Source organism: Paraburkholderia sp. PAMB 6770, assembly GCF_057748135.1.
Genome location: NZ_CM173238.1, coordinates 2,714,489 through 2,736,763 on the forward strand (window position 1 = coordinate 2,714,489; position 22,275 = coordinate 2,736,763).

23 protein-coding genes are annotated in these 22,275 nt (G+C 68.6%); 18 read left to right on the plus strand and 5 right to left on the minus strand.

What is annotated here, in order from left to right; translation table 11 throughout:
- Nucleotides 1–6: 6 nt before the first annotated feature.
- The 4 genes from cysD to AC3AP7_RS12275 form a co-directional block, all read right to left on the minus strand.
- Complete coding sequence (cysD, locus tag AC3AP7_RS12260) at nt 7–969, minus strand: sulfate adenylyltransferase subunit CysD (RefSeq protein ID WP_475767947.1); 963 nt, start codon at nt 967–969, stop codon at nt 7–9.
- 81 nt (nt 970–1,050) lie between these two features.
- Nucleotides 1,051–1,791: a phosphoadenylyl-sulfate reductase gene (locus AC3AP7_RS12265; RefSeq protein WP_475762652.1), complete on the minus strand. Its 741-nt coding sequence runs from the start codon at nt 1,789–1,791 to the stop codon at nt 1,051–1,053.
- On the minus strand, nt 1,788–2,327 hold the full coding sequence (locus tag AC3AP7_RS12270) for a DUF934 domain-containing protein (protein ID WP_475762650.1): 540 nt from the start codon (nt 2,325–2,327) through the stop codon (nt 1,788–1,790). The genes AC3AP7_RS12265 and AC3AP7_RS12270 overlap by 4 nt, the downstream gene beginning before the upstream one ends.
- 21 nt (nt 2,328–2,348) lie before the next feature.
- Nucleotides 2,349–4,028 (minus strand): nitrite/sulfite reductase, encoded by a 1,680-nt coding sequence (locus AC3AP7_RS12275; protein ID WP_475762648.1) that lies wholly within the window; start codon nt 4,026–4,028, stop codon nt 2,349–2,351.
- Nucleotides 4,029–4,238: 210 nt separating this feature from the next.
- Here AC3AP7_RS12275 and AC3AP7_RS12280 point away from each other — a divergent pair, with 210 nt between their 5' ends.
- Both AC3AP7_RS12280 and AC3AP7_RS12285 read left to right on the plus strand, forming a co-directional pair.
- Complete coding sequence (locus AC3AP7_RS12280) at nt 4,239–5,180, plus strand: CysB family HTH-type transcriptional regulator (RefSeq protein ID WP_475762646.1); 942 nt, start codon at nt 4,239–4,241, stop codon at nt 5,178–5,180.
- Between the two features lie 314 nt (nt 5,181–5,494).
- A complete protein-coding gene (locus tag AC3AP7_RS12285; protein ID WP_475762644.1) occupies nt 5,495–6,658 on the plus strand; it encodes an ABC transporter substrate-binding protein in 1,164 nt (387 codons plus the stop codon).
- Nucleotides 6,659–6,949: 291 nt separating this feature from the next.
- Here the strand turns inward: AC3AP7_RS12285 and AC3AP7_RS12290 are convergent, their stop codons facing one another.
- A complete protein-coding gene (locus AC3AP7_RS12290) occupies nt 6,950–7,852 on the minus strand; it encodes a Rossmann-fold NAD(P)-binding domain-containing protein (RefSeq protein WP_475762642.1) in 903 nt (300 codons plus the stop codon).
- A gap of 156 nt (nt 7,853–8,008) precedes the next feature.
- Here AC3AP7_RS12290 and AC3AP7_RS12295 point away from each other — a divergent pair, with 156 nt between their 5' ends.
- The 16 genes from AC3AP7_RS12295 (at nt 8,009) to ureG (ending at nt 22,124) form a co-directional block, all read left to right on the plus strand.
- Nucleotides 8,009–8,662, plus strand: coding sequence for a protein-L-isoaspartate O-methyltransferase family protein (locus AC3AP7_RS12295; RefSeq protein ID WP_475762640.1), 654 nt, complete (start codon nt 8,009–8,011; stop codon nt 8,660–8,662).
- An 83-nt stretch (nt 8,663–8,745) separates the two neighbouring features.
- The gene (locus tag AC3AP7_RS12300; RefSeq protein WP_475762639.1) at nt 8,746–9,069 is read left to right on the plus strand and encodes a rhodanese-like domain-containing protein; all 324 of its coding nucleotides are present in this window, start codon (nt 8,746–8,748) and stop codon (nt 9,067–9,069) included.
- Nucleotides 9,070–9,490: 421 nt separating this feature from the next.
- Entirely contained in the window at nt 9,491–10,732 is a 1,242-nt protein-coding gene (urtA, locus tag AC3AP7_RS12305) for an urea ABC transporter substrate-binding protein (protein WP_475762637.1), read from the plus strand.
- A gap of 82 nt (nt 10,733–10,814) precedes the next feature.
- Nucleotides 10,815–12,455, plus strand: a complete 1,641-nt coding sequence (urtB, locus tag AC3AP7_RS12310) for an urea ABC transporter permease subunit UrtB (RefSeq protein WP_475762634.1) — start codon at nt 10,815–10,817, stop codon at nt 12,453–12,455.
- Between the two features lie 3 nt (nt 12,456–12,458).
- Complete coding sequence (gene urtC, locus AC3AP7_RS12315) at nt 12,459–13,598, plus strand: urea ABC transporter permease subunit UrtC (RefSeq protein ID WP_475762632.1); 1,140 nt, start codon at nt 12,459–12,461, stop codon at nt 13,596–13,598.
- Nucleotides 13,552–14,439 carry an urea ABC transporter ATP-binding protein UrtD gene (gene urtD / locus AC3AP7_RS12320; protein WP_475762630.1) on the plus strand — a complete coding sequence of 296 codons (888 nt, stop codon included), beginning with the start codon at nt 13,552–13,554 and terminating at the stop codon, nt 14,437–14,439. Before urtC ends, urtD begins: the two co-directional genes overlap by 47 nt.
- 12 nt (nt 14,440–14,451) lie before the next feature.
- A complete protein-coding gene (gene urtE / locus AC3AP7_RS12325) occupies nt 14,452–15,144 on the plus strand; it encodes an urea ABC transporter ATP-binding subunit UrtE (RefSeq protein ID WP_475762628.1) in 693 nt (230 codons plus the stop codon).
- 264 nt (nt 15,145–15,408) lie between these two features.
- Entirely contained in the window at nt 15,409–16,290 is an 882-nt protein-coding gene (locus tag AC3AP7_RS12330; RefSeq protein ID WP_475762626.1) for an urease accessory protein UreD, read from the plus strand.
- A 28-nt stretch (nt 16,291–16,318) separates the two neighbouring features.
- Nucleotides 16,319–16,708, plus strand: a complete 390-nt coding sequence (locus AC3AP7_RS12335) for a hypothetical protein (protein WP_475762624.1) — start codon at nt 16,319–16,321, stop codon at nt 16,706–16,708.
- A 53-nt stretch (nt 16,709–16,761) separates the two neighbouring features.
- Nucleotides 16,762–17,565, plus strand: a complete 804-nt coding sequence (locus AC3AP7_RS12340; protein ID WP_475762622.1) for a transporter substrate-binding domain-containing protein — start codon at nt 16,762–16,764, stop codon at nt 17,563–17,565.
- Nucleotides 17,566–17,762: 197 nt separating this feature from the next.
- The gene (locus tag AC3AP7_RS12345) at nt 17,763–18,065 is read left to right on the plus strand and encodes an urease subunit gamma (protein ID WP_475762620.1); all 303 of its coding nucleotides are present in this window, start codon (nt 17,763–17,765) and stop codon (nt 18,063–18,065) included.
- A gap of 18 nt (nt 18,066–18,083) precedes the next feature.
- On the plus strand, nt 18,084–18,389 hold the full coding sequence (locus AC3AP7_RS12350) for an urease subunit beta (RefSeq protein ID WP_475762618.1): 306 nt from the start codon (nt 18,084–18,086) through the stop codon (nt 18,387–18,389).
- A 38-nt stretch (nt 18,390–18,427) separates the two neighbouring features.
- Nucleotides 18,428–20,134: an urease subunit alpha gene (ureC, locus tag AC3AP7_RS12355; protein WP_475762616.1), complete on the plus strand. Its 1,707-nt coding sequence runs from the start codon at nt 18,428–18,430 to the stop codon at nt 20,132–20,134.
- A 3-nt stretch (nt 20,135–20,137) separates the two neighbouring features.
- Complete coding sequence (ureE, locus tag AC3AP7_RS12360) at nt 20,138–20,797, plus strand: urease accessory protein UreE (RefSeq protein ID WP_475762614.1); 660 nt, start codon at nt 20,138–20,140, stop codon at nt 20,795–20,797.
- Nucleotides 20,784–21,464 (plus strand): urease accessory protein UreF, encoded by a 681-nt coding sequence (locus AC3AP7_RS12365; protein WP_475762612.1) that lies wholly within the window; start codon nt 20,784–20,786, stop codon nt 21,462–21,464. Before ureE ends, AC3AP7_RS12365 begins: the two co-directional genes overlap by 14 nt.
- A 12-nt stretch (nt 21,465–21,476) precedes the next feature.
- The gene (gene ureG / locus AC3AP7_RS12370) at nt 21,477–22,124 is read left to right on the plus strand and encodes an urease accessory protein UreG (RefSeq protein ID WP_475762610.1); all 648 of its coding nucleotides are present in this window, start codon (nt 21,477–21,479) and stop codon (nt 22,122–22,124) included.
- Nucleotides 22,125–22,275: the final 151 nt, after the last annotated feature.

The window sequence follows — 22,275 nt, forward strand, 5'->3', positions numbered from 1 at the left end:
GTCTGCTCAGAAATAGCCCTGCTTCTTGCGATGCTCCATCGCGGCTTCGGACGTCTGGTCGTCCATCCGCGTCGCGCCGCGCTCGGTGATCTCGGTCACCGCCGTCTCGGCGATGATCTTCTCGACGTCGTCCGCGTCGCTCTCGACCGGGCACGTGCAGCTGATGTCGCCGACCGTGCGGAAACGCACGAGCGCCATCTCGCTCGCCTCGCCCTCGCGCATCGGCGTGAGCGGGGTGACCGGCACGAGCAGGCCGTTGCGGCGCACGATCTCGCGGCGATGGGCGTAATAGATCGACGGCAGTTCGAGCTGCTCGCGCGCGATGTATTGCCACACGTCGAGTTCGGTCCAGTTCGAGATCGGGAACACGCGCAGGTGCTCGCCGCTGTGCAGACGCGCGTTGTACAGGCTCCACAGTTCCGGGCGCTGCGCCTTCGGATCCCACTGGCCGAACTCGTCGCGAAACGAGAAGATGCGCTCCTTCGCGCGCGCCTTTTCCTCGTCGCGGCGCGCGCCGCCGATCATCGCGGTGTAGCCGTGCGCCTCGATCGTCTCGAGCAGCGTCACGGCCTGCGCGGCGTTGCGCGAGTCGGTTTCGCGGCGCAGGCGCACCGTGCCGCGCCGGATCGAGTCCTCGACGTGCCCCACCACCAGCTGCGCGCCGATCTGCGCTGCGCGGCGGTCGCGGAAGTCGATCACCTCGTCGTAGTTATGGCCGGTGTCGATGTGCACGAGCGGGAACGGCAACGCCGTCTTGCGGTTCGCGCCCAGACCGAAGGCCTTCAGCGCAAGGTGCAGCACGACGACCGAATCCTTGCCGCCCGAGAACAGCAGCGCGGGCTTGCTGCATTCGGCGACCAGTTCGCGCAGGATATGAATCGATTCGGCTTCGAGCCAGTCGAGGTGATCCATCCGGTTTGCCGCCGCGGTCAGCGGTTCGTTGACAGGGGGTTCGAGCGTGGTGCTCATGTTCAGCGTCCTTTCTTGACGCATGGTGCGGGCTTCTGGCCCGCGCCATGCGGATAGTCTATCGGTTTTCGGCCGACGCCCTCAGACCGGGGCGTCCGCGCGGATGTCCGCGAGCGGGATCGTCGTGATGTGCAGGCCGCACTCCTTCGTGTCGCGCGACTCCCACCACCAGCGGCCCGCGCGGCTGTCCTCGCCCGGGCGCACCGCGCGCGTACAGGGCTCGCAGCCGATGCTCGGATAGCCGCGTGCGTGCAGCGGGTTGACCGGCACGCCGAACGCGCGCAAGTAAGCCCACACATCGTCCTCGCTCCAGTCCGCGAGCGGATTGAACTTCGCGATGCCGCGCGCCGCGTCCTGCTCTTCCTCGTGCAGCTCGGCGCGCGTGACGGACTGCTCGCGCCGCTGCCCGGTCACCCAGGCGCTCACGCCGGCGAGCGCGCGATTCAGCGGCTCGACCTTGCGGATCTCGCAGCAGCGCTTGCGCAGCTCGACGCTCTCGTAGAACGCATTCGCACCGTGCCCGCTCACGTAGGCATCGACCGCGGCGGCCTGCGGATGGAACTGCTCGATCTCGTAACCGTAACGCTCGCGCACGCGCTCCAGCATGCCGAGCGTTTCCGCATGCAGCCGGCCGGTATTGAGCGAGAAGATGCCGATCTTCACGCCGCGCGACAGGATCGCGTGCGTGAGCAGCATGTCCTCCGCGGCGAGGCTGCTCGCGAGCTTCACGTGCGTATGGCGGGCGGCGATCGCGTCGAGCAGCGCATCCAGGCGCCCGGCCTTCGCGGCCAGCTCCGGCGCGAGGTCCACGGCCGCGCTCATGCGCAAGCCCGCTGGGCGGCCGCCTCGCGGCGGCGGAACAGCGGCGACGGATTGTCGACCGCGCCCTGATACTGGACGCTGAACTCGTCGAACGCCTTCAGCGCGTCGTGGATGTCCTTGTCCGCGCGCACCGCGTACGCGTCGAAGCCGCAGCGGTACATGAACGTCAGCTGGTCGCGCAGCACGTCGCCGATGGCGCGCAGCTCGCCGCGATAGCCGTAGCGCTCGCGCAGCAGACGCGCGATGCTGTAGCCGCGGCCGTCGCGAAACACCGGAAAGTCCACCGCGATCAGCGCAAGGTGTTCGAAGTCGCCCGCGATGTCGGCCGGCTCGCTGTCCGGCGCGAGCCACACGCCCAGCGCATCCTGTGCGCGCGCGGCCTGCAGCGCGTCGCGCGCCTGCTGCCACAGCGCGAGCGGCACCAGCACCTTGCCGGCCGGCAACGCGGCCACGTCGGGCAGGCTGCCGTCTTCCGCGGGACGCACGACCGTCCAGTCGTCGTCGGCGATCGTGCGGTTCCTGATAATCGAAGCCATCTGCTTGTTCCTTGTTTCGCGTTAGGCGTGAGCCGGCTGACGGGACGCGTACACGCGCTCCTTGAACGGCGCGATGCCGATGCGGTTGTACGTGTCGATGAAGCGCTCGCCGTCGAGGCGATGCTCGACATAGGTATCGATCACCTTCGACACGACGTCCGGCATCTCGTGCGCCGAGAACGACGGGCCGATCACGCGGCCGAGCTGCGCGCCGTCCGCGCCCGTGCCCTGCTCGCCGCCGAGGGTGACCTGGTACCACTCGCTGCCGTCCTTGTCGACGCCCAGCACGCCGATGTTGCCGACGTGATGGTGACCGCACGCGTTGATGCAGCCCGAGATGTTCAGCGACACGTCGCCGAGGTCGTACACGAAGTCGAGGTCGTTGAAGCGCTCCTGGATCGCGAGCGCGATCGGGATCGACTTCGCGTTCGCGAGCGAGCAGAAATCGCCGCCCGGGCACGCGATGATGTCCGTCAGCAGCCCGATGTTCGGCGTGGCGAACCCTTGCGCCTTCGCCTTGCCCCACAGCTCGAACAGGTCGCGCTTCTTCACGTTCGCGAGAATCAGGTTCTGCTCGTGCGACACGCGCAGTTCGCCAAGCGAGTACTGGTCGGCCCAGTCGGCGACCGCTTCCATCTGCGCGTCGGTCGCGTCGCCCGGCGCCACGGTGCGCTGCTTGAGCGACAGCGTCACGCACGCATAGCCCGGCACGCGGTGCGGCCGCACGTTGCGCTCGACCCAGCGCGCGAACCCGCGGTCTTCCAGCAGATGCTTCTCGAACGACGTGTCGGTGTCGGGCAGTCGGTCGTACTGCGGCGGAGCAAAATGCTGCGCGATGCGCGCGACTTCGGCTTCGGTGAGCGTCGACGGGCCGTCCTTCAGATGCTGCCATTCCTCTTCGACCTGGGCGGCGAACTTCGCGGCGCCCAGCGCCTTCACGAGAATCTTGATGCGCGCCTTGTACATGTTGTCGCGCCGGCCGTAGCGGTTGTAGACGCGCAGCACGGCCTCGCAATAGGTCAGCAGATGCTGCCACGGCAGGTCTTCGCGAATCACCGCGCCGACGATCGGCGTGCGGCCGAGACCGCCGCCCGCGAGAATGCTGGCGACGAGTTCACCCGCGGCGTTCTTCTTCAGATACACGCCGAGGTCGTGGATCTGCACGGCCGCGCGGTCCTGCGTGGAGCCGGACACGGCAATCTTGAACTTGCGCGGCAGCCACGCGAATTCCGGGTGGAACGTCGACCACTGGCGCAGGATTTCAGCCCACGGACGCGGATCGACGAACTCGTCCGGCGCGACGCCCGCGAACTGGTCGGCCGTGATGTTGCGGATGCAGTTGCCCGACGTCTGGATGCCGTGCATCTGCACCGACGCGAGCTTCGCGAGGATCTCCGGCGTCTCTTCGAGCTGGATCCAGTTGAACTGGATGTTCGAGCGCGTCGAGAAGTGGCCGTAGCCGCGATCGTGCTCGCGGGCGATGCGCGCGAGCATGCGCAACTGGTCGCTGCGCAGGTTGCCGTAAGGAATCGCGATGCGGTGCATGTACGCATGGCGCTGCATGTACAGGCCGTTCTGCAGACGCAGCGGGCGGAACTCCTCCTCGCTCAACTCGCCCGACAGCCGGCGGCGCACCTGGTCGCGGTACTGCGCGACACGTTCGTCGACGATGGTCTGGTCGTACTGATCGTATTGATACATGCTGGGGCCCCAGTTTTCGTGGCGCGCGGCGTTCCGGTTACGCCGCGCGGTTCGCTCCGCCTTCGCCCGCCCCGACCTGCGCTGCAACCGCCGGCCCGGCGCTCATGACAAAGACAGATATCCATATTGAAAAAGATGGGATGATCGTAATAAACTTGCCTTATATTTCAAACGACTAAAAAATTCTTTTGATATGCGGCGAGGTTATATATGAACCTGCACCAATTCCGCTTCGTGCGCGAAGCCGTGCGGCAGAACTTCAACCTCACCGAGGCGGCCAAGGCCCTGTATACGAGCCAGCCCGGCGTGTCGAAGGCAATCATCGAGCTGGAGGACGAACTCGGCGTCGAGATCTTCACCCGGCACGGCAAGCGCGTGCGTTCGCTGACCGAACCGGGACGGATCATCCTCGCGTCGGTCGAGAAGATCCTGCAGGAGGTCGAGAGCCTGAAGCGGGTCGGCAAGGACTATGCGGCGCAGGACCAGGGCAACCTCGTGATCGCCGCGACCCATACGCAGGCGCGCTACTCGCTGCCCGCGGCGATCGCCGAGTTCAAGAAGCGCTTTCCGCGCGTGCACCTTTCAATCCTGCAAGGCAGCCCGACCCAGGTGGCGGAGATGGTGCTGCACGACCAGGCCGACCTCGCGGTCGCCACCGAGGCAATCTCGAACTATAAGGATCTCGTGTCGCTGCCGTGTTTCCAGTGGCACCACATCGCGGTGATGCAGCCGGATCATCCGCTGCTCGAACGCAAGCTGCTGTCGCTCGACGATCTGACCCAGTTCCCGCTGATCACCTACGACAACGCGTTCGCCGGCCGCACCAAGATCAACGAGGCATTCCGGCTGCGCGGGCTCGCGCCCGACATCGTACTCGAAGCGATCGACGCCGACGTGATCAAGACCTATGTCGAGCTCGGGCTCGGCGTCGGGGTGATGGCCGACATCGCGTTCAACGCCGAGCGCGACCGGCATCTGCGGGCGATGCCGGTCGGCCACCTGTTCGGCAGCAACGTCACGCGGGTGGCGCTGAAACAGGGCGCCTACCTGCGCAGCTACGTCTACACGCTCGTCGAGCTGCTCTCGCCGAGCCTGAACCGCCGGCTGATCGAGCAGGCGCTCAAGGGCGAGCACGAGAGCTACGAGCTGTGAGCGGCCGTGAGCCCTCGTTGAGCCCGTCGTGAGCCGCCCCTGCGTCGCCCCTGCACCGCCCCGGCCCCCGCTCTGCGCCGACGTGCGCCGCCCCGCTGTGCCCCAACCTGCGCCGCCCCGGCCCGCTGTGCCGCCCCCGGTGATCCGCTGCGAGCCCGCCCTGAATCCGCTCCGGGGCCGCGCTGAATCCGCTCCGGGGGCGCGCCGGCGCTCCGGGGCCGCGCCGGGGCGCTGCCCGCCGGCCGCCGTGGCGTTCCTCGCCGTCGCGCATGTCGCCCGCTTTCCCGCGTCACTTCCCGCCAAGGAGACCTCCGATGAAGTCCTGCAAGAAGAAAAGCCTGTGCGGCCTTGCCGCGCTGGGCGCCCTGCTGTTCGCCACGGCCGCGCAGGCCGACCTGAAGGTCGGCATCGACCTGTCCACCACCGGTCCGGCCGCGGTCATCGGCATCACCAGCAAGAACGCGATCCAGATGTGGCCCGATCGCATTGACGGCCAGAAGGCCGACTACATCATCCTCGACGACGCGTCCGACCCCGGCGCCGCCGTGCGCAACATCCACAAGCTGATCAACGAGGATCACGTCGACGTGATCGTCGGGCCGAACATCACGCCGGCTGCGCTCGCCGCGCTCGACCCGGCCGCCGCGAGCAAGACGCCGATGATCACGCTGGTCGGCTCGGCGAGCGTCGTCGAGCCGCAACAGGGCGCGCGCGTCTGGGCGTTCAAGATGGCGCAGACCGACGCCGCGATGGCCGACGTGATGACCCGCTACATGTCGAACCACGGCGTGAAGACGGTCGGTTTCATCGGCTTCGCGGACGGCTACGGCGACAGCTGGCTCGACGAGTTCTCGAAATTCGCGGCGCTGCGGCACATCCGGCTGGTCGCGACCGAGCGCTACAACCGCACCGACACGAGCGTGACCGGCCAGGTGCTGCGGCTGATCGCGGCTCACCCGGACGCGGTGCTCGTCGCGGGCGCCGGCACGCCGGCCGTGCTGCCGCAGCGCACGCTGATCGAACGCGGCTTTCACGGCCCGATCTACCAGACCCACGGGATCGCGACGCCGGAGTTCATCCGGCTCGGCGGCAAGGACGTCGAGGGCACGCTGTTCCCGACCCAGCCGGTGGTGGTCGCGCGCACGCTGCCGGCGGACCATCCGGCGAAACAAGCGGCGCTCGCGTTCGTCAACGCCTACGAGGCGAAGTACGGGCCGGGCTCGGTCACGCAGTTCGCCGGCGATGCGGCAGGCGTCTATCCGCGTCTGCAGGACGCAGTCGGGCGCGCGCTGAAGACCGCGCAGCCCGGCACCGAGGCGTTTCGCGTCGCGCTGCGCGAGGCGCTCGAACATGCGCACGAGCTGGTCGTGCCGAACGGCATCGTCAACACGAGCCCACAGGACCACGTCGGGCTCGACCAGCGCGCGAGCGTGATGGGCATCATCAGACACGGCAAGTTCGTGTACCTCGCGGACTGAGCGAGCGCGCAGCGGGAGAGCGGACTGGGGCGAGTACCGGGCGTCAGCAGGGTGCGGACCGGGCGAGGACTGTGTGCGCCGGGGTGCGAACCGGGCGCGGACCCAGGCGGGAACTGGGCGCTGTCCGGGTGCTGTCCGGGTGCTATCTGGGTGCTATCTGGGTGCTATCTGGGTGCTATCTGGGTGCTATCTGGGTGCTGTCTGGGTGCTGTCTGGGTGCTGTCTGGGTGCTGTCTGGGTGCTGTCTGGGTGCTGTCCGGGCGCGACCCCGCGCGCCCTGCCCGCGGCCCGCTAACGGCACATCGGCGGCCCGCGATGCAGCGCGTCGTTCTCGATCACCTCCACGCCGCGCACATCGTCCGCGAGCACGCCGGCAACCAGCGCCCGCGCGACCCGCTCGACGGAAATCGAGCGCCATTTCGCCGGCAGATACAGGCCGGCGCGCCGCGCGATGCTCTCGAGCGGCCGGCGCTCGCTGCGCTCGCCCAATAGAAAGGACGGGCGCACGATCGTGAGCGCCGGGTAGTCGAGCGCCTTCAGCGCCGCTTCGAGCTCGCCCTTGGTGCGGCTGTAGAACGTGTGCGCGTGCGGATCGGCGCCGATCGCGGTGACCACCGCAAAGTGCGCCGCGCCATGCTCGCGCGCGAGCCGCGCGATTCGCAGCGGGTACTCGCAGTCGACCCGGCGAAACGCGGCCTGCGAACCCGCGGTGGCGATCGTGGTGCCGAGCGCGCAGATCACCGCGTCGACCGCGAACAGGGATGACTGCGGAGGCGGGAATGATTGCGAGGTTGACTGCGGAGAAGACTGGGGAGATGACTGCGAGGCCGGCTGCGAGGCCGGCTGCGAGACCGACGACGGAGACAACTGCGAAGATAACTGCGAAGACATCTGCGGGGACATCTGCGGAGATAACCGCGAACCCGGCTGCGCGGCGGCCGGCTGCGGAACCGCAAGCGCGTCGAGCCGCTCGAAATCGACCAGATGCTCGACGATCCGGCTGCCGCCCGCGAGCCCGGCCGTCGCGATGCCGCTCGGGCGCCGCACCAGGAGCCGCACTTCGCCGACCCGCGGGTCGCGCGCGAGCAGCCGCAGGCAGGCGAGCCCGACGAGGCCGGTGCCGCCGGCCAGCAAGAGGGTCTTCGGCGCGTGGGCGGAAGCCGGCGTCGGGCTGGGCATGGGGGTCGTCGACATGCGCAAATCTGTCCTGGATGGGCACCGCCGCATCTTACCGCGCTCCCGCCGCCGCGCGCGCGAGGTCCGGGATATGCCCCCGGTTTGGTACAATTGCGGCGTCGTCCCGAACCCCTCGGGTCCGCCCGCACCGAACCGCCCATTCGCCCATCCGCCATGAATATCGAGCAAGCGCGTTTCAACATGATCGAACAGCAAATCCGCCCCTGGGACGTGCTCGACCAGGACGTGCTGAACCTGCTGTCGATCGTCAAGCGTGAGAATTTCGTTCCGCCGGCCTACCGCGATCTGGCGTTCGCCGATTTCGAGGTGCCGCTGCCGGCCGGCCAGCACATGCTGGCGCCGCGCGTCGAAGCGCGCGTGCTGCAGGAACTGGCCGTGAAGAAGCACGAGAGCGTGCTGGAAATCGGCGCGGGGTCGGGCTACATGGCGGCGCTGCTCGCGCATCGCGCGCAGCACGTGCTGAGCGTCGACATCGAGCCGGAACTGGCCGCGCTCGCGCAGGCCAACCTCGCCGCGAACGGCGTGCTGAACGCGCAGGTCGCCACCGGCGACGCCGCGCGCGGCTGGGCCGCCGCCGCGCCGTACGACGTGATCTGCGTGTCCGGCGGATTGCCGGTCCTGCCGCAAGACCTGCTCGACCAGCTGAAGATCGGCGGGCGCCTTGCCGCGTTCGTCGGCACCGCGCCAGTCATGAAGGCACAGATCATCACGCGGATCGACGAGAAGCAGTACCGCATCGCCGACGTGTTCGAAACCTACGTCGAACCGCTCGTCAACGCGATCCAGCCGCCGCGCTTCCGGTTCTGAGCGCGGCCCGAGCCCGCGGCGGGGCACCGCCGCGCATCCGCATTCCAGCGCGCCCGCGCTGCCACCGACCCGACCCGCTTCCGATGCAAAACCTCACCGCTCCCGCTCTCGCCGAATGGCTCGCCGATTCCTCGCGCCCCGCGCCCGTGCTGCTCGACGTGCGCGAACCCTGGGAGATCGAAACGGCGAAGATCGCCGGCAGCCTGTCGATTCCGATGCGCGAGATTCCCGCCCGCAGCGAGGAACTCGACGACGAAGCGCCGCTCGTCTGCATCTGCCATCACGGTGCGCGCAGCGCGCAGGTGGGGATGTTCCTCGAAGCGCGCGGCCATCGCAACGTATTCAACCTGCAGGGCGGCATCGACGCGTGGTCGCGCCAGGTCGACCCGGCCGTGCCCACCTACTAACCCCCGCAGCGCGCGGCCCCGACGGCCGCGCGCCCTCGCTCTCGCGACGGCCCCGGCATCGCCATGCCGGGGCCGTCGTCGTTCCGGCGTCCTGACGCGCCGGCGCTCCCGCACCGAACGGCCGCTGCCGCGCGTCGTTCAGCCCCCTCCTGCGCGCTGACCCGCACGCGCGGCCGACGCATGCACAACGCTGCAGCGTCGATGCACCGCGCACCAGATTGACGCCATCGCGCACCGAAAGCGCGTCGTTTCAGGCCCCAGATTGGATCGCCCTTGCATCGGATTGCCCCGCCTGCCGCGCGGGATGGCGTTGGCATGGAAGGTGCTAAATGGCGTCTTGTATTCAAGATCACACGTTACCACCACGACCGGGGACCTTTCGCTCATCGCGCGGGCCTCCCCCCAACCCGGAGCAACCGAAATGGATCGTCGTACTGCCCTCAAAGCCGTCGGCGCGACCGTGGCAGCCGCCGCGGCCAGCAGCCTGCCGTTCCCGGCCATCGCAGCCAAAAAATCCCCCATCAAGGTCGGCATACTGCACTCGCTGTCGGGCACGATGGCCATCTCGGAAACGGCGCTCAAGGACGTCGACCTGATGACCATCGCCCAGATCAACGCTGCGGGCGGCGTCGACGGGCATCCGATCGAACCGGTGGTCGTCGATCCGGCGTCGAACTGGCCGCTGTTCGCCGAGAAGGCGCGCCAGCTGATCAGCCAGGACAAGGTCGCTGCGATCTTCGGCTGCTGGACGTCGGTGTCGCGCAAGTCCGTGCTGCCGGTGCTCGACGAGCTCAACGGGCTGCTGTTCTACCCGGTGCAGTTCGAAGGCCAGGAAGAGAACAAGCACGTCGTGTACACGGGCGCCGCGCCGAACCAGCAGGCGATCCCCGCCACCGAGTATCTGATGAGCCAGGACGGCGGCGGCGCGAAGCGCTTCTTCCTGCTCGGCACCGACTACGTGTATCCGCGCACCACCAACGCGATCCTGCGCGGCTTCCTGCATTCGAAGGGCATCGCGGACAGCGACATCGCCGAGCAGTACACGCCGTTCGGCTTCAGCAACTATCAGAACATCGTCGCCGACATCAAGAAGTTCGCGTCCGCGGGACCGACCTGCGTGATCTCGACCATCAACGGCGACTCGAACGTGCCGTTCTACAAGGAAATGGCGAACCAGGGCATCAAGGCCACCGACATTCCGGTGGTCGGCTTCTCGGTCGCCGAGCAGGAGCTCGCCGGCATGGATACGAAGCCGCTGGTCGGCTACCTGACCGCGTGGAACTACTACGAGTCGCTGAAGAACCCGGTGAACACGAAGTTCGTCAACGCGTGGAAGCAGTACATCGCGGCCAAGGGGCTGAAGGACTACCCGGTCACCGACGACCCGATGGAAGCCTCCTACATCGGCATTCACCTGTGGAAGCAGGCGGTCGAGAAAGCGAAGTCGACCAGCGTGGACGCCGTGCGCAAGGCGCTGGTCGGACAGACCTTCCATGCGCCGAGCGGCTCGGTGGTCGAGGTGCTGCCGAACCAGTACCTGAAGAAGCCGGTGTACATCGGCCAGGTGCGCGCCGACGGCCAGTTCGACGTCGTGTGGAAATCGAAGGGCGTGGTGCCGGGCGAAGCCTGGAGCCCGTACATCCCGAAGCCGAAGAACGCGTAAGCGCCCGACTCCGGGTCTGCCGCCGCGCGCGCCAGCGCGCCGGCGGCGTGTCGTAGAAGGAAGAACCGCCGGACCGCCATTCATGACTACGCTCCTATCCTCACCGAAGTCCGCCGGCGCGCGGCTGCGCGCCGCCGCGCTCGCGCTGCTCGGCTTCGCGCTGCTGCTGCCCGCGTGGCCGGCGCACGCGCTGACCCCGCAGCAGGCGCTCGCGATCGCCAGCGGCGATACCGACTCGCGCATCGCGGCGCTTCAGCAGGCGAGCGAACATCCGGACGCGCAGCTGGCCGGCTTCATCGGCAAGCTGCTCAACGACGCCGTGCAGGTCGACGGCACCACCGTGCAGGTACAGCGCGGCGACGGCTGGGTCGACTTCGCGACCGGCAAGCCCGTCACGCCGAGCGACAACGCGCAGGGCGTCGTCAACAACAACTACATGCGCCGTGCGCTGGTGTCCGCGCGCGCGGCGCTCGACCTGTTCGCGCCGACCGCGGCGCAGCGGCTCGAAGCCGTGGAGCGTCTCCAGGACGATCCGGCAAGCGCCGAGCGCGGGCTCGTCGAACAGGCGCTGAAAACCGAAAGCGATCCCGCGATCCGGCAGCGGCTGCAACTGCTGCATGCGGCGATCCTGCTCGCGAGCGCGAGCCCCGACGAGCGGCTCGCCGCCGCGAAGGAGCTTGCGGCAAGCAACTATCCGGCGGTGCGCACGCTGCTGCTGTCGCGCCTCGCGAAATCCGGCGGCCAGTTCGTCGAACCGTCGCAGGCGGTGCGCGCGCAGATTGCCGCGAGCCTGTCGGCGATCGATTCGCGCCTCGCCTGGGGCGAGCGGGTGGGCACGCTGTTTTCGTCGATCAGCCTCGGCAGCGTGCTGCTGCTGGCCGCGCTGGGCCTCGCCGTCTGCTACGGGCTGATGGGCGTGATCAACATGGCGCAGGGCGAATTCATCATGGTGGGCGCGTACGCCACCTACGTGATGCAGGGCCTGTTCCAGAAGTACCTGCCGGGGCTCGAAAACTACGCGCTGATCGCGGCGGTGCCGTTTTCGTTCATCGTCGCGGGCGGCCTCGGCGTGGTCATCGAGCGCACCGTGATCCGCCGTCTCTATGGCCGCCCGCTCGAAACGCTGCTGGCCACCTGGGGCGTGAGCCTCGTGCTGATCCAGGCAGTGCGCAGCCTGTTCGGCCCGCAGAACGTGCAGGTGGACAATCCGCCGTGGATGTCGGGCGGCCTGCACCTGCTCGCGAACCTCACGCTGCCGTACAACCGCATCGTCATCATCGGCTTCACCGCGGTGGTGCTGCTCGGCATGTGGCTGCTCGTGTCGCGCACCCGCTTCGGGCTGTTCGTGCGCGCGGTCACGCAGAACCGGTCGATGGCCGCCTGCGTCGGCGTGCGGATCGCGCGGGTGGACATGCTCGCCTTCGGTCTGGGCACCGGCATCGCCGGCCTCGCGGGCTGCGCGCTGAGCCAGATCGCCAACGTGAGCCCCGAGATGGGCACCGGCTACATCGTCGACTGTTTCATGGTCGTGGTGCTCGGCGGCGTCGGGCAACTCACCGGCACGGTGGCCGCCGCGATGGGGCTGGGCGTGGCCAATACGCTGCTCGAAGGCGTGGCCGGCGCGGTGCTCGCGAAGATCGCCGTGCTGGTCGCGATCATCCTGTTCATCCAGAAGCGGCCGCAGGGCATGTTCGCCCTCAAGGGCCGCAGTGTGGAAAGTTAAGCCATGGCCGCAGTCGTCAATTCGGATGGATCGCCGGCGCTGCCGCCGGCGCCGCGCGTGCAACTCCAGCCGCCCACCCCGTTTCTTCCGCCATGGGGCTGGGCAGTGGTCATCGGCCTGCTGCTCGCGGCCTGCGTGGCCGCGCCGGTCCTCACCCTCGTCGTGCCGTCGGGCAGCGCGCTGCATCTGGCGCCGTACTGGATCGGGCTGTCGGGCAAGATTCTCTGCTACGCGATGGTCGCGCTCGCGATGGACCTCGTCTGGGGTTACGCGGGCATCCTGTCGCTCGGCCACGGGCTGTTCTTCGCGATGGGCGGGTACGCGATGGGGATGTACCTCGACCGCGCGATGACCGCCGCCAGCGGCACGCTGCCGGACTTCATGCAGTTCATGCAGTGGACGCGCTTTCCGTGGTACTGGGCCGGCACGCAGCACTTCGCGTACGCGCTGTTTCTCGCGCTCGCCGCGCCGGGGCTGCTCGCGTTCGTGTTCGGCTTCTTCGCGTTCCGCTCGCGGATCAAGGGCGTGTATTTCTCGATCATCACCCAGGCGCTGACATACGCGGCGATGCTGCTGTTCTTTCGCAACGAGACCGGTTTCGGCGGCAACAACGGGCTGACCGATTTCAACGTGCTGCTGGGCTTTCCGGTGGGCACGGCGGGCATGACAGTGGCGCTGTTCGTTGCCAGCAGCGTCGCGCTGGCGGCGCTCTTCCTGTTCTCGCGCTGGCTCGTGCGCAGCAAGTTCGGCCGCGTGCTCACCGCGATTCGCGACGCCGAGAGCCGGACCATGTTCTGCGGCTACAACCCGCTGTGGTTCAAGCTCGCGGTGTGGACCGTCTCGGCGATGATGTGCGGCCTCGCGGGCGCCCTCTACGCGCCGCAGGTGGGCATCATCAACCCGGGCGAGATGTCGCCGGCGAATTCGATCGAGATCGCGATCTGGGCGGCGATCGGCGGACGCGGCACGCTCGTCGGCCCGATCGTCGGCGCGCTCGTCGTGAATGCCGCGAAAAGCTGGCTGACCGTGGCGATCCCGCAGGTGTGGCTGTATCTGCTCGGCGGCCTGTTCATCGTGGTCACGCTGTTCGCGCCGTATGGCATGGTGGGCCTCGCGAAGCAATGGAGGGCGCGCCGTGGCTAACGACACCCCGTTCGACACGACGCTGTCCGCACCGGCACCCGACGCCGGCCGCGCGGCGCCCGACGGCTACGGCCGCGTGCTGAATCCCGGCCCCGACCTGAGCCACGGCGTCGCGCTCTATCTCGACGGGATCAGCGTGAGCTTCGACGGCTTTCGCGCGCTGAACCAGCTGAGCCTGTCGATCGACGCCGGCGAACTGCGCTGCATCATCGGCCCGAACGGCGCCGGCAAGACGACGATGATGGACGTGATCACCGGCAAGACCCGCCCCGATTCCGGCAGTGCGTTTTTCGGCCAGACGATCGACCTGCTCAAGCTGCGCGAGGCCGAAGTGGTGGCCGCCGGGATCGGCCGCAAGTTCCAGAAGCCCACGGTGTTCGAGGAACTCAGCGTGCAGGACAATCTGGAACTCGCGCTGAAGGCGGACAAGCGCGTGCGCGGCACGCTGCTGTTCCGGCTCGGCGGCGAACAGCGCACGCGCGTCGAGGAGGTGCTGCAGATCATCCGGCTCGGCGACGAGGCCGCGCGCCGCGCGGGCGATCTGTCGCACGGGCAGAAGCAGTGGCTCGAAATCGGCATGCTGCTGATGCTCGATCCGAAACTGCTGCTGCTCGACGAGCCGGTGGCTGGCATGACCGACGCCGAAACCGACCGCACCGCGGAGCTGTTCCTGTCGCTCGCCGGCAAGCACACGCTGATGGTGGTCGAGCACGACATGGAGTTCGTGCGCAAGATCGCCGACAAGGTGACCGTTCTGCACGAAGGCAGCGTGCTCGCCGAGGGCAGCCTCGAACAGGTGCAGGCCGACGAGCGGGTGGTCGAGGTCTATCTGGGGCGCTGAGGAAACCGAACCATGCTGCGTATCGACGCAATCAACCAGTATTACGGCGGCAGCCACATCCTGCGCAACGTCAGCCTCGAACTCGAAAAGGGCAAGGTGCTCACGCTGCTCGGGCGCAACGGCGTCGGCAAGACGACGCTGCTCAAGGCGCTGATGGGCGTCGTGGGCATCAGGAGCGGCAGCATCGCGCTCGACGGCGAGCGCATCGATACGCTGCGCCCCGACGCCCGCGCGCGCCTCGGCATCGGCTACGTGCCGCAGGGCCGCGAAATCTTCGCGCGCCTGACGGTCGAGGAAAACCTGCGGATGGGCCTCGCGACGCGCCCCGGCAGCGCGACGCTGCCCGACGAACTGTTCGAGCTCTTTCCGGTACTCAAGCAGATGCTGCGCCGGCGCGGCGGCGATCTTTCGGGCGGCCAGCAACAGCAGCTCGCGATCGCCCGGGCGCTGGCGGCCGGCCCCAAACTGCTCGTGCTCGACGAACCGACCGAAGGCATCCAGCCGTCGATCATCAAGGACATCGAGCGCGTGATCCGCATGCTCGCCGCGCGCGGCGAGATGGCCATCCTGCTCGTCGAGCAGTACTACGACTTCGCGAAATCGCTCGCCGACACCTATGCGGTGATGTCGCGCGGCGAAATCGTGCGGGCCGGCAACGGACCGGAGATGGACGCGGACGGTGTGCGCGCGCTGATCGCCGTGTGACGCGCGGCGCGCGGGTTTGCGCGGTTTGCGCGGTTTGCGCGGTTTGCGCGGTTTGCGCGGTTTGCGCGGTTTGCGCGGTTTGCGCGGTTTGCGCGGTTTGCGCGGTTTGCGCGGTTTGCGCGGTTTGCGCGGCTTGCGCGGTTTGCCGCGTCTGCCGCGCAGCCTGGCGCATGCTATGCTCGCCGCACCGCGCGCGTGCCCGCACAGCCTGCGCACGGCCGGTGCTCCCTCTGTTCCCATCATTGCCGTCCTCACGCCCACCGCATGTCGCTTCACGAACCCCCAGACACGCTTGCGATGCCGCACGACGCGGCCTTCGCGCCCTGGCACGCCCGGCTCGAACTCGGCTTCGCGCGCCAGGGTGCGCGCACGACGCTCGCGCATCGCCGGCATGACGGGCCGCTGCGCGTGCAGCGTCCGCTCTATCCCGAAGGCGCGGCAATCTGCCATGCGGTGATCGTGCATCCGCCGGGCGGCATCGCGGGCGGCGACCGGCTCGACATCGACGTCGCGCTCGACGCGCACACGCACGCCGTCATCGCGACGCCCGGCGCCACCAAGTGGTACAAGTCGAACGGGCGCCCGGCGCACCAGCGTGTGAACGTGAGCGTCGGCGCGCACGCGAGGCTCGACTGGCTGCCGCAGAACAACATCGTGTTCGACGCCACGCACGCGTCGCTCGACTTCACGCTGACGCTCGCCGAGGGCGCCACCGCGCTCGGCTGGGAAGCGACGCAGCTTGGCCGCCAGGCCGCCGGCGAACGCTGGTCGGCGGGCGCGCTGCGCGCGGTGTCGCGCATCGTCGGACCGGACGGCGAACTGCTGTGGCTCGAACGCACCCGGCTCGCCGCCGACGCCGCGTTGCGCGACGCGCCGCAAGGCCTCGCCGGCTTCCCGGCATGGGGCACGCTGTGGGCGGTCGGACCCGCCTGCGACGACGCGCTCGCCGAGCATCTCACCGCCACGCTGCCGTATGACGGCGCGGTCCGCGCCGCCGCCTCGTGCGTGAGTCCCGGCGTGCTGCTGGTGCGCGCGCTCGCGCAGTCGATGGAACCGCTGCAGCAGGCGCTCACCGCCTGCTGGCTCGCGCTGCGCCCGCTCGTGCATCAGGTCGAGGCGGTGCCGCTGCGTCTTTGGACGACCTGAGCGGCGCACGCCGCACGGGCTGGGTCACGTGCCGCTCAGCCGGCCATGCGTCCCACCTGCCCTGCCTGCCCTGCTTGCCCTGTTTGCCCTGTTTGCCCTGTTTGCCCTGTTTGCCCTGTTTGCCCTGCTTGCCCTGTTTGCCCTGCTTGCCCTGCTTGCCCTGCTTGCCCTGCTTGCCCTGCTTGCCCTGTTTGCCCTGTTTGCCCTACCCGGCCTGCCTGCCCAACCTGCCCAACCCGCGCCGCCCGCCCCACCACCCCACCCGGGCCGCGCGCCAGCCGGATCGCGCGCGCACCAGCTTGGCGCAGCGGCGCGCGCCATCGTGGTGCTCCGCGCCGTCAAACGCCGCGTCGAGCCCGTCGCACCAGCATGGCACGCGGCTTGCTCGATGATGCACCACGCGGCGGCCGCACGATGACGGCTGCCCGAAGAGGCCCCTTCGCCCCCATCCGACCACACGACCGCTCCCACATGAACGCACTCCATCCCCGCCGCGCGCGCCGCCACTGGCTCGCGGCCCTCGCCGCATTGCCCCTTCTCGCGCTCGGCGCCCCCTCGGCTCATGCCGACGACCTCGACCAGATCGTCAAAACCGGCGTGCTGAAGGTTGCCGTGCCCGACGACTATCCGCCGTTCGGCTCGGTCGGCCCCGACATGCAGCCGCAAGGCTATGACATCGACACGGCCGCGCTGCTCGCGAAATCGCTGCACGTGAAGCTGCAGCTCGTGCCGGTCAACAGCGCCAACCGCATTCCGTACCTGCAGACGAACAAGGTCGATCTCGTGATCTCGTCGCTCGGCAAGACGCCGGACCGCGCGAAAGTGATCGACTTCTCGGTGGCCTATGCGCCGTACTACCAGGGCGTGTTCGGTCCGGCCGGCCTGAAGGTGAGCGGGCCGGCCGACCTCACCGGCAAGACCGTCGGCGCGACGCGCGGCGCGCTCGAAGAACTCGCGCTCACGAAGATGGCGCCGAACGCGACGATCAAGCGCTACGAGGACAACAACGCAACGATCGAGGCCTACCTGTCCGGCCAGGTGCAGCTGATCGCAGCCGGCAACGTGGTCGCGGCAGCGATCAACGCGAAGCATCCGCCGCGCGCGCTGGAGCCGAAATTCGTCATCAAGGATTCGCCGTGCTACGTCGGGCTGAACAAGGGCGAGCCGCGCCTGCTCGCGAAGGTCGACGCGATCCTCACACAAGCCCGGACCGACGGCGCGCTCGACGCGCTGTCGAAGAAGTGGTTCGGCACGCCGCTGCCGGCGAACCTGTAAGCGGCGCACGCAATGCAGGCGGCCGCACGCACAAAGAAAGTTTAAAGAAAGAATATAGAAAGCAGTCCGAAAGACTTGGAAGACGCTCGATACCTTTTCGTGCCAACCTGCTATAAGCTTGTCGCGCAGCGGGCGGCAGCGGGCATACGCGCCGCCTGCCTCCCGCGAACCGGCACCCGAAGACACCGACATTCCCGATGAAGCTGACACCCCGCGAAAAGGACAAGCTCCTGATCTTCACCGCCGCGCTGCTCGCCGAGCGCCGTCGCGCACGCGGCCTGAAGCTGAACTACCCGGAAACGGTCGCGTTCATCACGGCCGCGCTGATGGAAGCGGCGCGCGACGGCAAGACCGTCGCCGAGGTGATGCACTTCGGCACCACGCTGCTCACGCGCGAGGACGTGATGGACGGCGTACCGGAGATGATCCCCGACATCCAGGTCGAGGCGACCTTTCCCGACGGCACCAAGCTCGTCACTGTCCATCATCCGATTCCCTGACTGCGCTCCGGAGCCCCGATGATTCCCGGCGAAATTCTCACGGACGACGGCGAGCACGAGTTGAACGCCGGCCGCCCGACCTGCGTGCTCACGGTGTCGAACACCGGCGACCGGCCCGTGCAGGTCGGCTCGCATTACCACTTCTACGAAGTGAATCCGGCGCTCAGCTTCGAGCGCGAAGCCGCGCGCGGTTTCCGGCTGAATATCGCGGCCGGCACCGCGGTGCGCTTCGAGCCCGGCCAGTCGCGCACGGTCGAGCTGGTCGCGCTGGCGGGCGCGCGCATCGTCTACGGCTTCAACGGCAAGGTGATGGGACCGCTGTAACGCGGCTCCGTCCCTCGCTTCTCTGCGGAACGCACATCATGACCTTACGTATTGGCCGCCGCGCGTATGCGGAAATGTTCGGCCCCACGACCGGCGATCGCGTGCGCCTCGCCGACACCGAGCTGCTGATCGAAGTCGAGCGCGATTACACGATCTACGGCGAAGAGGTGAAATTCGGCGGCGGCAAGGTGATCCGCGACGGCATGGGCCAGTCGCAGCGCGTCGCCGCCGAGGTGGCCGACACGGTCGTCACGAACGCGGTGATCCTCGATCACTGGGGCATCGTGAAGGCCGACATCGGCATCAAGGACGGCCGCATCGCGGCGATCGGCAAGGCCGGCAATCCGGACATCCAGCCCGGCGTGACGATCGCGATCGGCGCGGCGACCGAGGTGATCGCGGGCGAGGGGCTCATCGTCACCGCGGGCGGCATCGATTCGCACATCCACTTCATCAGCCCGCAGCAGATCGACGAAGCGCTCGCGAGCGGCGTGACGACGATGCTCGGCGGCGGCACTGGCCCGGCCACCGGCACCAACGCGACCACCTGCACGCCGGGACCGTGGCATCTCGAACGGATGCTGCAGGCCGCCGACGGCTACCCGATGAATCTCGGCTTCCTCGGCAAGGGCAATGCAAGCCAGGCCGAGCCGCTCGTCGAGCAGATCCGCGCCGGCGCGATCGGCCTGAAGCTGCACGAGGACTGGGGCACGACGCCGGCGGCCATCGACACCTGCCTGTCGGTCGCCGACGACACCGACACCCAGGTCGCGATCCACACCGACACGCTGAACGAGGCCGGCTTCGTCGAGGCGACGGTCGCCGCGTTCAAGGGCCGCACGATCCACACGTACCACACGGAAGGCGCCGGCGGCGGCCACGCGCCGGACATCATCAAGGTGTGCGGCGAGGCGAACGTGCTGCCGTCGTCGACCAATCCGACGCGGCCGTACACGGTGAACACGCTCGACGAGCATCTGGACATGCTGATGGTGTGCCATCACCTCGACCCGTCGATCGCCGAGGACATCGCGTTCGCCGAATCGCGGATCCGCCGCGAGACGATCGCCGCCGAGGACATCCTGCACGATCTCGGCGCGCTGTCGATGGTGTCGTCCGATTCGCAGGCGATGGGGCGCGTCGGCGAGGTGATCATCCGCACGTGGCAAACCGCGCACAAGATGAAGGTGCAGCGCGGCGCGCTGTCCGAAGACACCGCGCGGCACGACAACTTCCGCGCGAAGCGCTATGTCGCGAAGTACACGATCAATCCGGCGCTCACGCACGGCATCGCGCACGAAGTCGGTTCCATCGAACCGGGCAAGTGGGCCGATCTGGTGTTCTGGGAGCCGGCGTTCTTCGGCATCAAGCCGTCGCTGATCCTGAAGGGCGGCATGATCGCGATGGCGCAGATGGGCGACCCGAACGCATCGATCCCGACGCCGCAGCCGGTGCACTACCGCGACATGTTCGCGACGCGCGGCGGCGCGCTCGCGCGCACCTCGCTCACCTTCGTGTCGCAGCTGGCCGAGGAAGCCGGCATCGCGGCGCGTTACGGCCTCGCAAAGCGCATCGTGCCGGTCAGGCACTGCCGCCACGTGACGAAGGCCGACATGATCCACAACGCGTGGCGCCCGGCCATCAGCGTCGATCCGGAAACCTACCAGGTGATCGCCGACGGCCAGTTGCTCACCTGCGAGCCCGCCTCGGTGCTGCCGATGGCGCAACGCTATTTCCTGTTCTAGACGATGCGCACGCTCGACAAACGTCTCGCGGCGAACGCGCGACTCGCACCGGTGCTCGTGAAGCGCGCGCCGACCCTCACGCTCGATTTCGACGCGCGCCGCAAGAGCCGCCTCGCCGCGACGCTCGACAGCGGCGAAGCGGTCGCCGTGCTGCTGCCGCGCGGCACCGTGCTGCGCGACGGCGACCTGCTGGTCGCCGACGACGGCGGGCTCGTGCGCGTGGTGGCCGCGCCTCAGGCGGTGCTGATCGTGCGCGCGCCCGATGCGCTCACGCTCACGCGCGCAGCCTATCATCTGGGCAACCGGCATACGCCGGTGGAAGTCGGCGCCCACGCGCTGAAGCTCGAAGACGACCCGGTGCTCGCGGACATGCTGACGCGCGTCGGCGCCACCGTCGAGCGCGCGAGCGCGCCGTTCCAGCCCGAAGCGGGCGCGTACGGCGGCGGTCATCGCCATGGGCACGACGAAACCTTCGCCGAGGATTACGCACTCGCGCAACAGGTGTACGACGAGCATCACGGACACGCGCACGGGCATGATCACGCGCACGATCATGGTCATGCTCACGCGCACGATCACCCGCACGACCACGCGCATGCCCGCCCGCACGAGCACGACGGATGCGACTGCGCGCACGCGGATCCGCAGCATGCGTCTCGCTGAACTCACCGCGCTGCTGCATCTCGCTTCGCCTGCGCTGCCGATTGGCGCGTTCAGCTATTCCCAGGGGCTCGAAGCGGCGATCGAGGCGGGCCTCGTCACCGACGCCGACAGCGCGCGCGACTGGATCGCAAGCGGCCTTGCCAGCGTGCTCGCCGCGGGCGAGTTGCCGGTGCTCGCGCACCAGATCGCGCACTGGCAGGCGCACGACGCCGCCGCGCTCGGCTGCGCCAACCGCGCATTTCTGGCGAGCCGCGAGTCCGCCGAGCTGCGCCGCGAGACCGAGCAGATGGGCTGGTCGCTGCGGCAACTGTGCGTATCGCTCGAATGGGGCGATGCGGCGCGGCGCGCGACGCTCGCCGCGCTCACGCCGCTCGCGCAGCCCACCGCGTTCGCGTTCGCCGCGTTCGCGCACGACGTGCCTGTCGACGCCGCGCTCGCGGCCTACGCGTTCAGCTGGGTCGAAAACCAGACGGCCGCCGCGCTGAAGGCCGTGCCGCTCGGCCAGCTTGCCGGGCAGCGCATCCTCGTCGCGCTGCGCGGCCAGATCGACGCGGCGGTCGCGCACGCCTGCGCGACCGCCCCCGATGACATCGTCACCTTCGCGCCGCACCTGGGCATCCTGTCGGCGCATCACGAGTCGCAGTACTCGCGGCTTTTTCGTTCCTAGACCCGTACAGCCATGAACGCATCCCCGCACACCCCCGCTCCCCGCACGAAGAAACTGCCGCCGCTACGCGTGGGCGTCGGCGGTCCGGTCGGCTCCGGCAAGACCACGCTGCTCGAAATGCTCTGCAAGGCGATGCGCGATCGCTACGACCTCGTCGCGATCACCAACGACATCTACACGAAGGAGGACCAGCGTCTGCTGACCGTGGCGGGCGCGCTGCCGGCCGAACGCATCATGGGCGTCGAGACGGGCGGCTGCCCGCACACGGCGATCCGCGAAGACGCGTCGATCAATCTCGAAGCGGTCGACCGGATGCTCGCGCGCTTTCCCGACGCCGACATCGTCTTCATCGAATCCGGCGGCGACAATCTCGCGGCCACCTTCAGCCCGGAGCTGTCCGACCTCACGATCTACGTGATCGACGTCGCGGGCGGCGAGAAGATTCCGCGCAAGGGCGGCCCCGGCATCACGAAGTCGGACCTGCTCGTGATCAACAAGACGGACCTCGCGCCGCTGGTGGGCGCGAACCTCGACGTGATGGCCTCGGACACGAAGAAGATGCGCGGCGAGCGGCCGTTCGTGATGTGCAACCTGAAAGCGCTCGACGGTCTCGATCAGGTGATCGCCTTCATCGAGAAGAAAGGGCTGCTGACGGTCTGACGCGCACGCGGCGTGCGGCGCGCGGCGTGCGGCGTGCGGCGTGCGGCGTGCGGCGTGCGGCGGGGTCAGCCGGGTCACCGGGTCACCGGGTCACCGGGTCACCGGGTCGCCGGGTCGCCGGGTCGCCGGGTCGCCGGGTCGCCGGGATCAG

Bases quoted from the DNA above. Each gene is read 5' to 3' on its own strand.
- AC3AP7_RS12345 (WP_475762620.1), top strand. From the start codon at position 17,763: ATGAAGCTGACACCCCGCGAAAAGGACAAGCTCCTGATCTTCACCGCC.
- AC3AP7_RS12365 (WP_475762612.1), top strand. From the start codon at position 20,784: ATGCGTCTCGCTGAACTCACCGCGCTGCTGCATCTCGCTTCGCCTGCG.
- ureE (WP_475762614.1), top strand. From the start codon at position 20,138: ATGCGCACGCTCGACAAACGTCTCGCGGCGAACGCGCGACTCGCACCG.
- AC3AP7_RS12280 (WP_475762646.1), top strand. From the start codon at position 4,239: ATGAACCTGCACCAATTCCGCTTCGTGCGCGAAGCCGTGCGGCAGAAC.
- AC3AP7_RS12350 (WP_475762618.1), top strand. From the start codon at position 18,084: ATGATTCCCGGCGAAATTCTCACGGACGACGGCGAGCACGAGTTGAAC.
- AC3AP7_RS12330 (WP_475762626.1), top strand. From the start codon at position 15,409: ATGTCGCTTCACGAACCCCCAGACACGCTTGCGATGCCGCACGACGCG.
- cysD (WP_475767947.1), bottom strand. From the start codon at position 969: ATGAGCACCACGCTCGAACCCCCTGTCAACGAACCGCTGACCGCGGCG.
- urtD (WP_475762630.1), top strand. From the start codon at position 13,552: ATGGCATGGTGGGCCTCGCGAAGCAATGGAGGGCGCGCCGTGGCTAAC.
- urtE (WP_475762628.1), top strand. From the start codon at position 14,452: ATGCTGCGTATCGACGCAATCAACCAGTATTACGGCGGCAGCCACATC.
- AC3AP7_RS12265 (WP_475762652.1), bottom strand. From the start codon at position 1,791: ATGAGCGCGGCCGTGGACCTCGCGCCGGAGCTGGCCGCGAAGGCCGGG.
- urtC (WP_475762632.1), top strand. From the start codon at position 12,459: ATGGCCGCAGTCGTCAATTCGGATGGATCGCCGGCGCTGCCGCCGGCG.
- AC3AP7_RS12295 (WP_475762640.1), top strand. From the start codon at position 8,009: ATGAATATCGAGCAAGCGCGTTTCAACATGATCGAACAGCAAATCCGC.
- AC3AP7_RS12285 (WP_475762644.1), top strand. From the start codon at position 5,495: ATGAAGTCCTGCAAGAAGAAAAGCCTGTGCGGCCTTGCCGCGCTGGGC.
- AC3AP7_RS12270 (WP_475762650.1), bottom strand. From the start codon at position 2,327: ATGGCTTCGATTATCAGGAACCGCACGATCGCCGACGACGACTGGACG.
- AC3AP7_RS12290 (WP_475762642.1), bottom strand. From the start codon at position 7,852: ATGTCGACGACCCCCATGCCCAGCCCGACGCCGGCTTCCGCCCACGCG.
- ureC (WP_475762616.1), top strand. From the start codon at position 18,428: ATGACCTTACGTATTGGCCGCCGCGCGTATGCGGAAATGTTCGGCCCC.
- AC3AP7_RS12340 (WP_475762622.1), top strand. From the start codon at position 16,762: ATGAACGCACTCCATCCCCGCCGCGCGCGCCGCCACTGGCTCGCGGCC.
- AC3AP7_RS12275 (WP_475762648.1), bottom strand. From the start codon at position 4,028: ATGTATCAATACGATCAGTACGACCAGACCATCGTCGACGAACGTGTC.
- ureG (WP_475762610.1), top strand. From the start codon at position 21,477: ATGAACGCATCCCCGCACACCCCCGCTCCCCGCACGAAGAAACTGCCG.
- urtA (WP_475762637.1), top strand. From the start codon at position 9,491: ATGGATCGTCGTACTGCCCTCAAAGCCGTCGGCGCGACCGTGGCAGCC.
- urtB (WP_475762634.1), top strand. From the start codon at position 10,815: ATGACTACGCTCCTATCCTCACCGAAGTCCGCCGGCGCGCGGCTGCGC.
- AC3AP7_RS12300 (WP_475762639.1), top strand. From the start codon at position 8,746: ATGCAAAACCTCACCGCTCCCGCTCTCGCCGAATGGCTCGCCGATTCC.